Here is a 15,091-nt window from a genome sequence, read left to right as displayed (position 1 = left end):
ACTGTATTATTATGACGAAAGAAATGAATACTTCATTTAAAAATTCTTATCACCACTGGACTCAAAGAGAATCTATTATAGATAAGCAATTATATAGTAAACTTTTAAATTGGACTAGCGGAGAGTTTGATTTATATCTTCAAGATGAAGCGAACGGTTTAGAAGTGTTTTTCCCAAAAGGTAAGCTTAGTATTAAAACGATTAAAGAAAGAAAAAAAGATATTTTAATAGAAATCAATATTAAAAGTAAAGACTTAAGCATAATGAATACTATTGGTAATCAAATAATTTCAATATACAATCAAATAGAAAGAATCTATTTTAAACCAATTGTGAAATTATGAATCTACCTAAGATAAGTACGCAAAAAGATTACGAAAAGGCATATTTATATAGTTTAGAAAATCCTGAATCTTTTTGGGCTTCTATTGCAGAGCATTTTGTTTGGAAAAGAAAATGGGATTCGGTTTTAGAGTATAATTGGTTAAAACCAGAAACAAAATGGTTTGAAGGAGGAAAGCTAAATATTACCGAGAATTGTTTGGATAGGCATTTAAAAACCAAAGGAGATCAAGTTGCAATAATTTGGGAACCCAATGACCCTAAAGATGAAGCACTACATATAACTTATAAAGAGCTACATAGAAGAGTATCCAAATTTGCTAATGTTTTAAAGTCTTATAATGTTGAAAAAGGAGATCGCGTTTGTATTTATATGCCTATGATATTGGAGTTAACAGTTGCTGTGTTAGCTTGCGCGAGAATAGGCGCTGTTCATTCAGTTGTTTTTGCAGGGTTTTCTTCAAAAGCATTAGCCGCAAGAATAAATGATGCTTCTTGTAAATTACTACTAACTACAGACGGGAGTTATAGAGGAAATAAAATTACACCTTTAAAAGATATTGCAGATGAAGCTTTAAAATTCTGCCCAACAATAGAGAAAACCATTGTCTATAAAAGAACGGGGCAAGATGTTAATTGGGGAGGAAATGATGTTTGGTGGCATGAGGCAATTAAAAATGCAGATGACTTCTGTAAGGCCGAGGTTATGGAGGCAGAAGACATGCTTTTTATATTATATACTTCGGGTTCTACAGGAAAACCAAAAGGAATGGTGCATACTTGTGGCGGATATATGGTTTATACAGCATATACATTTCAAAATGTATTTCAATATGAAGAAGGAGATGTATATTGGTGTTCTGCAGATATTGGGTGGATTACAGGTCATAGTTATATTGTCTATGGTCCATTGAGTTCAGGCGCAACAACTGTAATGTTTGAAGGTGTTCCAAGTTATCCAGATTACGGACGCTTTTGGGGTATTTGTGAAAAGCATAAAGTAAATCAATTTTATACAGCTCCTACTGCAATTAGAGCGCTCGCAAAGCACCCTATAGACCTTGTAAATAAGCACGACCTATCCCAACTAAAAACGCTAGGAACGGTTGGAGAGCCTATTAACGAAGAAGCATGGCGCTGGTATAACAAGCATGTTGGAAAAGGGAATTGTCCAATAGTAGATACTTGGTGGCAAACAGAAACAGGAGGTATATTAATTTCTTCTTTAGCAGGCGTAACGCGTCAAAAAAAAACCTATGCTACTTTGCCAATGATTGGTGTTTCGCCAATATTACTAGATAACAAAGGTGGTGAAATTAAAACTAAAGAAGCCGAGGGCATTTTAGCAATTAAACAGCCATGGCCTTCAATCGCAAGAACTATTTATGGTAATCATAAGCGTTATAAAGACGTATATTTTACTGCATACGAGGGTTTGTATTTTCCTGGAGATGGGGCATTGCGCGATGAAAATGGAAATTATCGAATTACAGGAAGAGTTGATGACGTTGTCATTGTTTCTGGTCATAATCTAGGAACTGCTCCAATAGAAAATGCAATTAATGAACATGAAGCTGTAGTAGAAAGCGCTGTTGTTGGATTTCAACATGATGTTAAGGGGAATGCACTTTATGCTTATGTTATATTATATGACCGCTTTGATGCTTCTGAAAATTTATTGCAAACAATTAGAAATAAGGTTACCGAAACTATTGGGCCAATTGCAAAGCCAGATAAAATTCAATTTGTAAGCAGTTTACCAAAAACAAGAAGTGGTAAAATTATGAGGCGTATTTTACGTAAGATTGCAACGAATGAAATTTCAAATTTAGGAGACACATCTACTTTGTTAAACCCTGATGTTGTGCAAGAAATTATAGATAAGAGATTATAGTCTTCTTTCTTTAATCTATCCCATGCATTTTTAAAATTTCTTTAAAATGCTCATTCTCTTGAAGATAATTAAAATAGGTGTCGTGTTCTTGTACAAGTCTGCGAGTCAGTTTGTTTCTTAATGTATCTAAATAAAACAACACACTATCTGTTTTCTTTAAATATGGAATGGTCTTTTTATACTTTTTTTGATCCATGTATAATCTAAAGTATGACCTGTTAATCACAAATTGATTATTACCGTCGTTTCGGGCTTGAATTTTATCTATAAGGTTTTGTGCCCTGTCAAACTCTTTGTTAGTTAGTAATGCGTTAAAATAACTATTAGCAATAGGAAATGAAAGTGGGTCTAAGCGATAAGCAATCTCGGCTTGCTCTATCTGCTTCTCTGTTTGACCTGTATAAAAGAAAAATGTTGAATATTGGTATCTAGCCGTAAGATCATTAGGGGAAAGCTCAATGGCTCTTTCAAAAGCCTTTACAGCACCTTCATGATTACCTTGGTAATTATTTATAACACCTCTTACAGAGTATATTCTAGAGGTTTTATCATTTATTTTCTCAGCCTTTACTAAGTATTCATTTGCTAATTTTGAGGCCTCATCAGCATGGCGATTAGAATAATACGCTTCAAGATATATAGAATTAGCAATTTCTGCATAGGCTTCAGCATAATTAGGGTCTAATGCAATAGTCTCTTTATAAAGTAGGATACTGTTTGCTATACTTTCTTTATTTCTCTTATCAGCTTCATCTCGCCCTTTTAGAAACAATTTAAAAGCTTCAATATTTTTAGTTGGTACAACTGCCAATTGCTGTTGTTCTTCAAAAGAAAGATTAATCTCTAAAGCTTTAACAATTTCGTTTGACACTTCGGTCTGTAGATTGAAGATGTCTGTAAGTGTTTTATCATAATTTTCAGCCCATAAATGCTCATCTGCAGAAGCATCAATCGATTGAGCGGTTATTCTTAGGTCGTTACCATATTTACGAATACTTCCCTCTAAAACATAAGAAACTCCTAATTCTTCAGCAATCTCCGGGATAGTCTTTTCTGTGTCCTTGTATTGCATTACAGAAGTTCTGGAAATAACGCGCAACTCTTTCAACTTAGACAGTTGAGTTAGTATATCCTCTGTAATGCCATCTCTAAAAATTTCAGCATCATCATCAGTGCTTAGGTTATCAAAAGGTAAAACAGCTATAGAAAGTTCTTTTGAAATGTCGTTCTGCTTATTGAAATATTGGTAGGAGAAAAAGGCAGAACATAAAAACACAAGCGCAAAGATTCCTAAAAATAAAGCCTTCTTTTTTGATATAGTCTTACTATTGGTCTTGTTTAGTTTTTCTTTTAGTTTACCCTTAACATCTTCTGGTTTTGGGACCACTAAATTATCATTTGCAATAGTAAACATTAGCATGGCTTCATCAACGTTTTTTAGTTCGTAAGCGTCTAAAAATTGAACTTTAATGTCTTGATGACTTCGAATTTGATCATGTACTTTGTCTGAAACCAGAACACTTCCAGATACAGCGCATGCTTCTATTCGTGAAGCCACATTTACAGCATCGCCAATAATATCTTCTTCTGTATACAAAATGTCACCAACATGAATACCGATTCTAACAGGGATTTTTGGGGCTTCAAGAAAGGCGCGTTGCAATTCTATAGCGCATTTTACAGCCTCAACACTACTAGTAAAGATACTTAAGGTGCCATCACCAAAATACTGAACGACTTTACCATTGTAGGCCTCTGTGGTTATCTCAAATGCTCTGCAATGACGTTTCCTAATTGCAATAGCTTGTTTTTCATCACGCTGCATTAAAGCTGTGTAGTCTTCAATATCTGTAAACATTATTGCGGCTAAAAGCTTTGCTGTGACATTTTGGATTAACTATGTTAGGTGATATTAAATTAATTAAAATTGTTTTGTGGTAAAATTGTTTATTAATTCCGGAATAATAATTAATATCTTTATCTCTGTATTCGCATTACTATGTCTAAATCCAAACAGGAAGATTTTATTAACTTTTTATCTAAAGTCCCCTTTTTTACTGAGGTAAAAGAAGCTTCATTAAAACACTTGTGTATAGGGCTTAAGGAGGAAAGTTTTGGGAAAAATGAAAATATTTTTAAAAAAGGAGATGAAGGTGACTCAATGTATGTAATTGTTGAAGGAAGCGTGAAAATTCATGAAAACAATTACATTTTCAGTACGATGCAAAAGGGAGAATGTTTCGGTGAGTATGCTTTAATTGATGACGAAAAACGCTCAGCGGCAGTTTCAACTTTAGAAAGGTCGACGCTTTTAAAAATTGAACGAGATAGTTTTTTAAAGGTCATTGCTAATGACAGCGGTTTTTCCTTGGGTATTTTAACCGTACTTATTAAACGTCATAGAGATATTGATGCTATTTAAGAAAATCTATCCAATTCTAAACAAGCATTGGAATTGGCCAATTCAAAAATGGCCGGACTTATACAAGGCGCAATGGATGCCATAATTATGTTTGATAGTAATTATAAAATTGTATTAACCAATCTTTCTGCCAATATTTTACTTGAAAATGATGATGCTTTACAACGCAATGTGTTGTATTTCTTAGCTGAAGAAAGTGCAAGTCTAATTGAATCAATAGTTGATAAAGGTTTAGAAAACACTAATAAAGGTATTGATAACTATATTCCAAATATTATAAAGGTAATTGGTTCTAACGAAAAAGAGACTTTAAATGAAGGCACCATAAGTAAGTATGGAAATGAAAAAGAAACCTTTTACACTTTAATACTTAGAGATATAGAAGAACGACTTAGCGCCGAAAATGAGATTAGTTTTTTAACCAAACAGACAGAATATCTAGAAGAGGAAATAAAAGAACTAACGGGTAGTTACGGTATTATTGCTGAAGACATAAAAATGCAAAACGTTTTAGATCTTGTTAAGCATGTTGCCCCAACGGATGCTACAGTATTAATAAACGGAGAAACAGGTACAGGAAAAGAATTAGTTTCCAGAGCCATACATGACGCAAGTAATCGAAGCGACAAACCTTTAATCAGAATTAATTTTAGTGCTATTCCAGCAAACTTAATCGAAAGCGAATTATTTGGACATAAAAAGGGAGCGTTTATTGGCGCTTCAGCAGATAGAAAAGGCCGTTTTTTATTAGCAGATAAGGGCACAATTTTTTTAGATGAAATCGGTGAAATGCCAATTGATCTTCAGCCAAAGTTGTTAAGGGTTATTCAAGAAGGTGAATTTGACCCTGTTGGAAGCTCAGAAACAATTAAAGTCGATGTTCGTATTATAGCAGCAACTCATAGAAACTTATTACAACATTCAGCAGAAGGGAAATTTAGAGAGGATTTATATTATAGATTAAATGTCTTTCCTATAGACGTCCCAGCCTTAAGGGATAGAGGTAATGATGTTTGTTTAATCGCAGAAGAAATGATTCGTCATTTTTCAAAAAAACTCAGCAAACCAATTGAGAGTTTATCTAAAAGTGATAAAGCACTTCTGCTATCTTATGAATGGCCTGGAAACGTTAGAGAACTTCAAAATTTATTAGAACGTGCCATTATTGTCTCTCAAGACGGCTCAATTAACTTAAAAACCATAGTACCTAATTCTTCTATAAATTCTAAGTCTTCAGAAGAACTCCCGCTTAATAAAATTTATACAACCAGAGCATTACAGGATATAGAGAAAGAGAACATATTAAAAGCACTTAAGGAGACACGTTGGAAGATATCTGGGAAAAATGGCGCCGCAGAACTACTTCAACTGCCACCAACCACATTAGCTTCAAAAATTAAGGCTTTTAGTATAGAGAGACCTGTTTAAATCACGAAATATCGTGAATTTATCAACGAATAATCGTTTATTTATGAAATATCGTTATACTAAATTATCACCTAACACGATTTAATTTACTGAATATTAATTGTTTAAAATGTTTGGAATGCGTTTGGCTTAATACCAGTCAAAAAAAATGTTTAACAAATAAATTTTAAAACAATGATTACAACAGCAAACATTAAAAACGGAGTAAATGTAGACCAATTAGTAGATACTATTGATGCAGTACAAACAAACCCTGAATTAGTGAAATTCCAATTCAGAGCAAAAAACAATTGGATTGATGGAGAACATTGTGTGTCTAGCATCAAAGGATTTTATGGAGTTGGTGCAGAAGACGAATCTCGTCAAGACACATTCACAATGGAATGTAGCCACCCAAATGTATTATTAGGGCAAGATGAAGCTGCAACACCACCAGAAGTATTACTTCACTCTTTAGGTTCTTGTTTAACAGGAGCGATGGTTTATCATGCAGCAGCTAATGGAGTTAATATCGAAAGCACATCTTCCTCTTTAGAAGGAAATGCTGACTTACATGGTTTTTTAGGATTAGACCCAGAAGTTCGTATGGGATTTGATGGCATTAAGTTTACCTTAAAAGTAAAGTCTGATGCATCTGTACTAGAATTAGAAAATTTTGCGAAATTTTCACCTGTATTTGATATGATCAGTAATCTAACACCAATTTCAATAGAAATTGTAAAGGAGTAATGTCAGAATGCTAAAAAAGGCTATTACCTCAAAGGTATAGCCTTTTTTAATTCATAAATCAAAAGATGAAAAATCAATCACACCTCAATTAATTATGAAAACTAAAACATATAAGGTTTTAAATGCAAACCAAGCTGTAGCTTATATCGCTTATAAAACTAATGAGGTGTTTCCAATTTACCCAATTACACCTTCTTCAGAAATGTCTGAGCTAGTAGAAGAGTGGAATGCAAAAGAGCAAGCAAATATATTCGGTTCTGAGACATCTGTCATAGAAATGCAAAGTGAAGCTGGTGTAGCCGGCGCTATGCATGGAGCGCTTAGTACAGGTTCTTTATCAACAACATTTACAGCATCTCAAGGCTTATTATTAATGCTACCAAACATGTATAAAATTGCAGGTGAGTTAACACCAAACGTGATACATGTAGCTACTAGAAGTATTGCAACTCACTCCTTATCTATTTTTGTAGACCACAGTGATATTATGGCTGTAAGAAGTTCTGGTTATGCTATGCTTTGCTCAGCATCTGTGCAAGAAGCACATGATTTTGCGTTAATTTCTCAAGCTTCAACATAAGCGTCTAGAATACCTTTTGTGCACTTTTTTGATGGATTTAGAACATCACACGAAATAACTAAAATTGAAATGATTTCTGATAAAGTGATTTCTAAAATGATGGAAAAGAATAAGATTGATGCACATCGGAACAGGGCCTTAAACCCTAATAACCCTTCAATAAAAGGCACGTCACAAGGTTCCGATGTGTTTTTTCAAAGTCGTGAAGCCATAAACTCATTTTACGATTCGTGCCCAGAAATCGTTCAAACACAAATGGATATATTTTCAATTTTAACAGGAAGACGTTATCGTCTTTTTGATTATGTTGGTCATCCAGAAGCTGAACACATTATAATTACAATGGCATCTTCTTCTGAAACAGTTGAAGAAACAATAAATTACCTAAATGCAAAAGGCGAAAAATACGGGCTAATAAAAGTTAGATTGTTTAGACCATTTAGCACAAAATATCTTTTAAAAGCCTTACCATCTTCTTGTAAATCTATTGCAGTTTTAGATAGAACCAAAGAGCCCGGATCGACAGCAGAACCTTTATGTTTAGATGTTGCTCAATCTTTGTTTAACGCTTATCAAAACAATAAAATTGAAACATTACCAAGAATTATTGGAGGACGCTATGGATTGTCTTCAAAAGATTTTACACCAGCCATGGTGAATGCCATTTTTAATAATCTAAAACAAGAACAGTCTAAGAATAATTTTACAATAGGAATAATTGACGATGTAACACACCTCAGTTTACCCTATGATAAAAGGTTTGAAATAAACAAATCTGCTTTTCAAGCTCTATTTTTTGAAGAAGATTCTCATCTGGATCAATCACTTTCTAGTTTAGAGAAAACCCTTGGGAATTCTAAGTTTAATTATGTTCAGTCATTTAAAGAAATCGATTATAAAAAATCAGAGTCAAAACAAGTAAAGCATATGCGGATTGATTCTAAACCTATAAAAGCACCCTATTTAATTACGAATGCTGATTTTATTGCTTGCCAAAATGTGCTCTTCGCTGATATGGACAACGCACTAAATAATATACAGTCAAAAGGAACACTTTTGATTAACTCTTCGCTTACGTCTAAAATATTTTGGCAATCACTTTCAGCAAACGTTCAAGGGGCTATAATTGAGAAGAAAGTTAAATTATATATAGTTAATCTTAAAAATTTAAAGACGCACTATAGAATCGGTGAGGCTTCCATTTCAGCTTTTGATACTTGCTTTTTATACCTTAACAATGGTTATGTTTACTCGAATAATTTAGCTCAATTATGCACTAAAATTATTTCTGTAAACACATCTAAACAGACCAACTTTAATACAATAAGTATTGAAAACAAAAGTGATTTTGAATCAACGCTTTTAGGTAAGTTATTGAGAGGTAATGAAGAGATATTGGTTGGTGATTTACCCATTGATGGTTCATATCAAACGAATACTTCTATATTCAATACAACTAGAACTTTAAAAGAAAAACCAGATTGGAATTCAGAATCGTGTATTCAATTTGGCGCATTTAGTATGGCTTGTCCACAAGGAGCATTACGAATTAAAGTTTATGAAAATGAGTATTTAGACACTAAGTCAATTGGTTTTAAGTCTATCGCCTCAAAAGATTTTGATTTAATGAATTATACGATTCAAATTAACGAAGATCAATGTAATGCATGTAATAATTGTATTGAAGCATGCGATGTTAAGACTATAAAATTAAAGCCTCATTTCAACATGGAAAATTCAGATTGGAAATATTTTAAATCAATTCCTGAATTTGACAGAACTAAAATTGATATTACCAAAATAAGTCAGCAACAACTCCAAGAGCCATTATTTAAATATTCAACTGGAGACGATGGCTGTGGTGAAGCACCTTATTTAAAATTATTGTCGCAGTTATTTGGCGATAGGCTACTTGTTGCAAATGCAACAGGAGCAAGTTCTATTTTTTTTTGGGACTTTACCAACGACTCCTTGGTCGAAAAACCAAGACGGAAAAGGTCCTGCATGGTCAAACTCGTTATTTGAGGATAATGCAGAATTTGGTTTAGGCTTTCGATTATCCATAGATCAACAAGAATCTGAAGCTAAAAGACTACTTAAAATGATGATGAATACATTAGACTTCGATTTGGTTCATGATATTATTTCAGTAAGGCAAAAAACAGAGAATGAAATTTTAGAGCAAAGAAAACGTGTTGATACGTTAAAAGATTTTTTAAAAACAATGCAATCAAATGAAGGAAAAGCGCTTTTAAAAATTGCTGATAGTTTAGTAAAACAAAGTATTTGGTGCGTTGGTGGAGATGGATGGGCTTACGATATTGGCTTTGGGGGTTTAGACCATGTTATAGCTTCAGGTAAAAATGTAAATATCCTCATCTTAGATAATGAAGTCTATTCTAATACTGGAGGGCAAATGTCTAAAGCAACACCTTATGGTGCCGCAGCTAAATTTGGGTTTAATGGAAAACTAAAACAGAAAAAAGATTTAGGGTTAATGGCAATGACTTATGATGATGTTTATGTTGCTTCGGTGGCAATTGGAGCAGACCAAGAACAAACCTTAAAAGCGTTTATTGAAGCTGAAAATTATGATGGCCCATCAATTATTATTGCATACAGTCACAGTAAATCTCATGGAATAGACATGAAAAACCCAAGCAGGTATCATAAAGCCGCAGTAAATTCTGGACAATGGTTATTATACAGAAATGACCCTAGGAGACAAGATAGCAACTTAAACACATTACAATTAGATTCTAATATTCCCTCGATAAAAGTTGAAGACTATTTGAAATTAGAAGATCGTTTTTCAAGCTTATTTCATACTAATAAACAGGACTTTGAATTATTAATGCGACAAATTCAAAAGCAAGTTGATAGAAGATTTAACAATTATCATGCAAAAGCTTCAACAACACTAATTGTGAATAACAAGGAAAAAAAAATTGAAATAAGTTAACCAATTTTTATAGTTAAAACTAATTTCACATTTCAAAATTAAATAAAAAAAGACATTAAATAATTATTTAATGTCTTCAACGTTTTTAGTAAAGGTAATTAATATTATATTTGCGTTAAATGTTAAAGATAAATGTGAGTATCTTCCCTAGTTTTAGCACATTTTCAGTATTTCATCGACAATATTTACCGTTTAAAGACGTTTTTTAATTAGATTAATTTTGTTAGCCCGGTTTTTTTTATACTTTTACACCTTTAATATTAGCATGCAGAACAAAAATATGTTGGCCTCAATCTTATTTTTTTTCGTTGGGTTTTTATCTATGGCCCAAGGTAGTACGCCGCCGCCGCCAATGCCGCCTCCACCTCCAGGACTTCCTATTGACAACAGTATCGTTATTTTATTTCTAGTAGCTTTATCTTACGGAGCTTATAGAGCGTATAAAATAAATAAGCAGTCAATGCTAGATTCTTAAGTCATTAAGACGTTTCACATATTTTCCAATAACATCAAATTCTAGATTAACAATATCTCCAATTTTTAAATTATTAAAAGTAGTGTGATTATAGGTGTATGGAATAATAGCGACAGAAAACTTGTCAATTTCAGAATTTAAAACAGTTAAACTCACACCATTTATAGTTATTGAACCTTTTTCTATAGTTACATTATTAAGACTCTTATCGTATTTAAATGTAAAAACCCAACTACCATCTTCCTCAGTAATATTTATGCATGACGCGGTTTGGTCTACATGACCCTGTACAATATGTCCATCTAAACGATCCCCAAGTTTCATGGCACGTTCAATATTTACAGTACTTTGTTTTGTAAGATGACTTAAATTTGTTTTATCAAGTGTTTCTTTTATTGCAGTTACAGTGTAGGAGCTACCATCAATAGCAATAACAGTTAGACAAACACCATTATGAGCAACACTTTGATCAATTTTAAGCTCATTAGTAATAGAGGTTTTTACTGTAATATGTAGATTACCTTCATCTTTATCAAGTTTTTCAATCTTTCCTAGATCTTCTATAATTCCCGTAAACATAGATTGTTCTTTATTTGGTTAAATTTGCACTTGCAAAGTTAAATACATATTGCATGGAAATGATCAATTATAATAAAAAAATAGGCTAAACGTTTATAAATGACAAAAGAAGAAAAGATAATTGTTGGTATTTCGGTTGGTGATCTTAATGGAATAGGGCCAGAAATTATCATCAAAACCTATGAAGACCCAAGGTCATTAGAATTAAGTACACCTGTTATTTTTGCATCGGGAAAAATTATGCAGTTTTTTAAAAATCATTTTAAGAGTAAAATTAACTTTTTTAATATTGACACACCAGAAAAATTGTCTCATGGCAAAGTGAATGTTGTTGATGTTTGGAAAGAACCAGTAAAAATTGAATTCGGAAAAGCAGATAATAAAATAGGTGAATATTCAATAAAGTCATTAGAAGCCGCAACTAATTCATTAAAAGAAGGAACTATTGATGTATTGGTAACTGCACCTATTAATAAACACAATATTCAGTCTGATAAATTTAATTTTCCAGGGCATACAGACTATTTAGCAAAAGCACTAAACGGTAAAAGTTTAATGTTTATGGTATCTGAGAATTTAAGAATTGGCCTTTTAACTGATCATGTACCCTTAAAAGATGCCAGTAATGCCATAACAGAAGATCTTATCATCGAAAAGATAGCGACAGTAACAAAATCATTAAGACAAGATTTTGGTATTAGAAAGCCTAAAGTAGCAGTTTTAGCTATAAATCCACATGCAGGAGATAATGGAGTTATAGGTAATGAAGATGATACGGTTTTAAAACCAACATTAGAGAAAATAAAAACTACAGGTCATTTAGTATTTGGACCATATTCAGCAGATAGTTTTTTCGGATCTAATACCTATAAGAATTTTGATGCCATCATTGCATCATACCACGATCAAGGTTTAATTCCATTTAAAACAATCGCTTTTGGACAAGGAGTTAATTACACAGCAGGTTTAGAAAAGGTAAGAACATCACCAGACCACGGTACAGCTTATGAAATAGCTGGCAAAGGCGTGGCTGACGAAAGCTCTATGAAGCAAGCTATTTACACTGCAATTAAAATATTTAGAAATAGAAATGACTACAATCATTACGGTAAAAACCCATTAAAAAAAGCGTCTAGATAGTTATAAACAAAAATTGTTAATATCAGGTCGCTAAATACATAAAATTTTATATATTTGCAGGCTCAAAATGAGTGTGGTAATGAAGGCATTAAAAGATTGTATAATTCCTTTTGTAGGGTTAAAAGTCGGAGAGCATCATTTTGATTATCAAATTGATAATACGTTCTTTCAGAATTTTGAATATGAAGAGTTTAATGCAGTTGATGTAAAAATTGCTCTTAAGTTTGAAAAGAAAACAACTTTTATGGAGTTATATTTTTCAGCTTCAGGAGTTGTAAATGTGAATTGCGATATTACTAATGAACCTTATAATCAAACCATTAATGACCAATTTAAACTGGTTGTTAAGTTTGGAAATGAGTATAATGACGAAAATGATGAGATATTAATTATACCTCATGGTGAGTATGAAATTAATGTGTCTCAGTACATATACGAACTCATAGTACTTTCGGTTCCAATAAAACGAATTCATCCTGGTATAGAAGATGGCACGTTGCAATCTGATATACTTTCAAAATTAGAAGAATTAAGTCCTAATAAGGATAATAAGACTAAATCAGCAGAGGATATTGACCCTCGTTGGAATAATTTAAAAAAACTATTAACGGATAAATAACATTTAAAATGGCACATCCAAAGCGTAAAATATCAAAAACAAGAAGAGATAAAAGAAGAACTCATTATAAAGCTATAGTTCCTCAAATAGCAACTTGCCCAACAACTGGTGAGCCACACTTATACCATAGAGCTCATTGGCACGAAGGAAAATTGTATTACAGAGGTCAAATATTAATTGACAATTCTGTTGAAGAAGAAAACATAGCATAATTATTATGCACGCATACAAGAAAACGCTCACTAGTGAGCGTTTTTTTTTGTTTTAATTTCCTCAATCGAGTAAAAACTACTTAATTTGCACAATTATTTGCCAAAAAACGACGAAAATTGACTAAAAATCGTTCGTTTTTACCAATTTTATATACTTTTAATTAATCTAAAAGCTAATAATGAGTAAAATCACAGCGGCAATTACAGCTGTCGGAGGCTACGTTCCGGACTTTGTTTTATCAAACAAAGTATTAGAGACTATGGTTGAGACTAATGACGAATGGATTACCACTCGTACAGGAATTAAAGAAAGAAGAATTCTTAAAGAAGAAGGAAAAGGTACATCGTTTTTAGCAATAAAAGCAGCTGAAGATTTAATTCAAAAAAAAGGTTTAGATCCCAAAGAAATAGATTTAGTTATTGTCTGCACTGCAACTCCAGATATGAAGGCAGCTGCAACAGCTGCGTATACTGCAACTCAAATAGGAGCAGTAAACGCTTTTTCATACGATTTAGAAGCTGCTTGTTCTAGCTTTCTTTTTGGAATGTCTACTGCAGCAGCATACATAGAATCAGGTCGATATAAAAAAATCCTTTTAATTGGTGCTGATAAAAATTCATCATTTATTAATTATAAAGATAGGGCGACATGTATCATTTTTGGTGATGGTGCAGGTGCTGTTTTATTTGAGCCTAATGAAGAAGGTTTAGGTTTGCAAGATGAATTATTAAGAAGCAATGGAGAAGGAAGAGAGTTTCTACAAGCCACTTATGGCGGATCTTCTTATCCAATTACTGCAGATACTTTTAATGAAGGTAAGCACTATGTTTTTCAAGACGGTAAGACGGTATTCAAAAACGCTGTTTTTAATATGGCAGACGTTGCTGAGAAGATTTTAAAGAGAAACAATCTAACTAATGATGACCTATCTTGGTTAGCTGCTCATCAAGCGAATAAGCGCATCATTGATGCAACTGCTAATAGAATTAATTTAGAAGAAGATAAAGTAATGATGAACATACAGAAGTATGGAAACACAACTTCTGCCACGTTGCCATTATTACTATTTGATTACGAATCACAGCTTAAAAAAGGTGATAATATAGTATTTGCTGCCTTTGGTGGTGGATTTACTTGGGGCTCAATTTATTTTAAATGGGCCTACAATTCCTAACAATAAACTAACAAACAAACACTAAATATTATGGATTTAAAAGAAATTCAGAACTTAATAAAATTTGTAGCCAAGTCTGGCGCAAGTGAAGTTAAGTTAGAAATGGATGACGTTAAAATTACCATTAGAACAGGCTCCGAAAGCGATACAACTATCGTTCAGCAAATGCCAATGCAAGCTGCACCAATTGTACAACAGCAAATACCAGTACAAGCCGCTGCGCCTGCTGCTGAGGCTCCGACTCCAGTTGTACCTGCAAGCGAAGATTCAAAATATATTACCATAAAATCACCTATTATTGGAACGTTTTATCGCAAACCTTCGCCAGACAAACCTGTTTTTGTTGAAGTAGGAACAGAAATTAAAGAAGGCGATGTACTTTGTGTTATTGAAGCAATGAAATTATTCAATGAGATTGAATCAGAGGTTTCTGGTAAAATTGTGAAAGTGCTAGTTGATGATTCATCACCAGTAGAGTTCGATCAACCCTTGTTCTTGGTAGATCCATCATAACCCAATTTAAAATTCCAAAGT

General features: G+C 32.9%; 14 protein-coding genes and 1 pseudogene. 13 read left to right on the top strand and 2 right to left on the bottom strand.

The window, feature by feature from the left end:
- Positions 1-11 precede the first annotated feature (11 nt).
- Entirely contained in the window at positions 12-344 is a 333-nt protein-coding gene (locus WPG_RS06110) for a hypothetical protein (RefSeq protein WP_045470511.1), read from the top strand.
- Complete coding sequence (acs, locus tag WPG_RS06105) at positions 341-2,236, top strand: acetate--CoA ligase (protein WP_045470509.1); 1,896 nt, start codon at positions 341-343, stop codon at positions 2,234-2,236. The genes WPG_RS06110 and acs overlap by 4 nt, the downstream gene beginning before the upstream one ends.
- A gap of 10 nt (positions 2,237-2,246) precedes the next feature.
- On the opposite strand, the gene WPG_RS06100 is transcribed toward acs, so the two are convergent.
- Positions 2,247-4,094, bottom strand: coding sequence for an adenylate/guanylate cyclase domain-containing protein (locus tag WPG_RS06100; RefSeq protein ID WP_045470507.1), 1,848 nt, complete (start codon positions 4,092-4,094; stop codon positions 2,247-2,249).
- A 141-nt stretch (positions 4,095-4,235) separates the two neighbouring features.
- On the opposite strand from WPG_RS06100, the gene WPG_RS06095 reads away from it, so the two are divergent.
- From WPG_RS06095 to WPG_RS18370, 6 genes and pseudogenes are all read left to right on the top strand, one after another.
- Complete coding sequence (locus tag WPG_RS06095; RefSeq protein ID WP_045470506.1) at positions 4,236-4,658, top strand: cyclic nucleotide-binding domain-containing protein; 423 nt, start codon at positions 4,236-4,238, stop codon at positions 4,656-4,658.
- Positions 4,659-4,706: 48 nt separating this feature from the next.
- Positions 4,707-6,086 (top strand): sigma-54 interaction domain-containing protein, encoded by a 1,380-nt coding sequence (locus WPG_RS06090; RefSeq protein ID WP_144374429.1) that lies wholly within the window; start codon positions 4,707-4,709, stop codon positions 6,084-6,086.
- Positions 6,087-6,260: 174 nt separating this feature from the next.
- Complete coding sequence (locus tag WPG_RS06085) at positions 6,261-6,815, top strand: OsmC family protein (protein WP_045470505.1); 555 nt, start codon at positions 6,261-6,263, stop codon at positions 6,813-6,815.
- 94 nt (positions 6,816-6,909) lie between these two features.
- A pseudogene (locus WPG_RS18380) lies at positions 6,910-7,641 on the top strand (pyruvate:ferredoxin (flavodoxin) oxidoreductase); the annotation flags it as partial.
- 9 nt (positions 7,642-7,650) lie between these two features.
- Entirely contained in the window at positions 7,651-9,420 is a 1,770-nt protein-coding gene (locus WPG_RS18375) for a 2-oxoacid:acceptor oxidoreductase family protein (RefSeq protein WP_262507864.1), read from the top strand.
- Entirely contained in the window at positions 9,317-10,357 is a 1,041-nt protein-coding gene (locus tag WPG_RS18370) for a thiamine pyrophosphate-dependent enzyme (RefSeq protein ID WP_052471167.1), read from the top strand. The genes WPG_RS18375 and WPG_RS18370 overlap by 104 nt, the downstream gene beginning before the upstream one ends.
- 463 nt (positions 10,358-10,820) lie before the next feature.
- On the opposite strand, the gene WPG_RS06070 is transcribed toward WPG_RS18370, so the two are convergent.
- Positions 10,821-11,411, bottom strand: coding sequence for a riboflavin synthase (locus WPG_RS06070; protein WP_045470503.1), 591 nt, complete (start codon positions 11,409-11,411; stop codon positions 10,821-10,823).
- 99 nt (positions 11,412-11,510) lie between these two features.
- Between WPG_RS06070 and pdxA the strand changes: the two genes are divergently transcribed.
- From pdxA to accB, 5 genes are all read left to right on the top strand, one after another.
- The gene (gene pdxA, locus WPG_RS06065; protein WP_045470500.1) at positions 11,511-12,551 is read left to right on the top strand and encodes a 4-hydroxythreonine-4-phosphate dehydrogenase PdxA; all 1,041 of its coding nucleotides are present in this window, start codon (positions 11,511-11,513) and stop codon (positions 12,549-12,551) included.
- A 79-nt stretch (positions 12,552-12,630) separates the two neighbouring features.
- Positions 12,631-13,170, top strand: a complete 540-nt coding sequence (locus WPG_RS06060) for a YceD family protein (protein ID WP_045470497.1) — start codon at positions 12,631-12,633, stop codon at positions 13,168-13,170.
- Positions 13,171-13,178: 8 nt separating this feature from the next.
- Entirely contained in the window at positions 13,179-13,382 is a 204-nt protein-coding gene (gene rpmF, locus WPG_RS06055; RefSeq protein ID WP_045470495.1) for a 50S ribosomal protein L32, read from the top strand.
- A gap of 179 nt (positions 13,383-13,561) precedes the next feature.
- Positions 13,562-14,557, top strand: coding sequence for a beta-ketoacyl-ACP synthase III (locus WPG_RS06050; RefSeq protein ID WP_045470492.1), 996 nt, complete (start codon positions 13,562-13,564; stop codon positions 14,555-14,557).
- Between the two features lie 30 nt (positions 14,558-14,587).
- Positions 14,588-15,070, top strand: coding sequence for an acetyl-CoA carboxylase biotin carboxyl carrier protein (accB, locus tag WPG_RS06045; RefSeq protein WP_045470488.1), 483 nt, complete (start codon positions 14,588-14,590; stop codon positions 15,068-15,070).
- Positions 15,071-15,091: the final 21 nt, after the last annotated feature.

Source organism: Winogradskyella sp. PG-2, assembly GCF_000828715.1.
Lineage (GTDB): Bacteria > Bacteroidota > Bacteroidia > Flavobacteriales > Flavobacteriaceae > Winogradskyella.
The sequence above is the reverse complement of the archived record's forward strand: the minus strand, read 5'-3'. Positions and strand labels throughout refer to the sequence as shown.

Excerpts from the sequence above, each read along its gene's own strand:
- WPG_RS06110 (WP_045470511.1), top strand. The coding sequence starts at position 12 with ATGACGAAAGAAATGAATACTTCATTTAAAAATTCTTATCACCACTGG.
- acs (WP_045470509.1), top strand. The coding sequence starts at position 341 with ATGAATCTACCTAAGATAAGTACGCAAAAAGATTACGAAAAGGCATAT.
- WPG_RS06100 (WP_045470507.1), bottom strand. The coding sequence starts at position 4,094 with ATGTTTACAGATATTGAAGACTACACAGCTTTAATGCAGCGTGATGAA.
- WPG_RS06095 (WP_045470506.1), top strand. The coding sequence starts at position 4,236 with ATGTCTAAATCCAAACAGGAAGATTTTATTAACTTTTTATCTAAAGTC.
- WPG_RS06090 (WP_144374429.1), top strand. The coding sequence starts at position 4,707 with ATGGCCGGACTTATACAAGGCGCAATGGATGCCATAATTATGTTTGAT.
- WPG_RS06085 (WP_045470505.1), top strand. The coding sequence starts at position 6,261 with ATGATTACAACAGCAAACATTAAAAACGGAGTAAATGTAGACCAATTA.
- WPG_RS18375 (WP_262507864.1), top strand. The coding sequence starts at position 7,651 with ATGGATATATTTTCAATTTTAACAGGAAGACGTTATCGTCTTTTTGAT.
- WPG_RS18370 (WP_052471167.1), top strand. The coding sequence starts at position 9,317 with ATGCAACAGGAGCAAGTTCTATTTTTTTTTGGGACTTTACCAACGACT.
- WPG_RS06070 (WP_045470503.1), bottom strand. The coding sequence starts at position 11,411 with ATGTTTACGGGAATTATAGAAGATCTAGGAAAGATTGAAAAACTTGAT.
- pdxA (WP_045470500.1), top strand. The coding sequence starts at position 11,511 with ATGACAAAAGAAGAAAAGATAATTGTTGGTATTTCGGTTGGTGATCTT.
- WPG_RS06060 (WP_045470497.1), top strand. The coding sequence starts at position 12,631 with ATGAAGGCATTAAAAGATTGTATAATTCCTTTTGTAGGGTTAAAAGTC.
- rpmF (WP_045470495.1), top strand. The coding sequence starts at position 13,179 with ATGGCACATCCAAAGCGTAAAATATCAAAAACAAGAAGAGATAAAAGA.
- WPG_RS06050 (WP_045470492.1), top strand. The coding sequence starts at position 13,562 with ATGAGTAAAATCACAGCGGCAATTACAGCTGTCGGAGGCTACGTTCCG.
- accB (WP_045470488.1), top strand. The coding sequence starts at position 14,588 with ATGGATTTAAAAGAAATTCAGAACTTAATAAAATTTGTAGCCAAGTCT.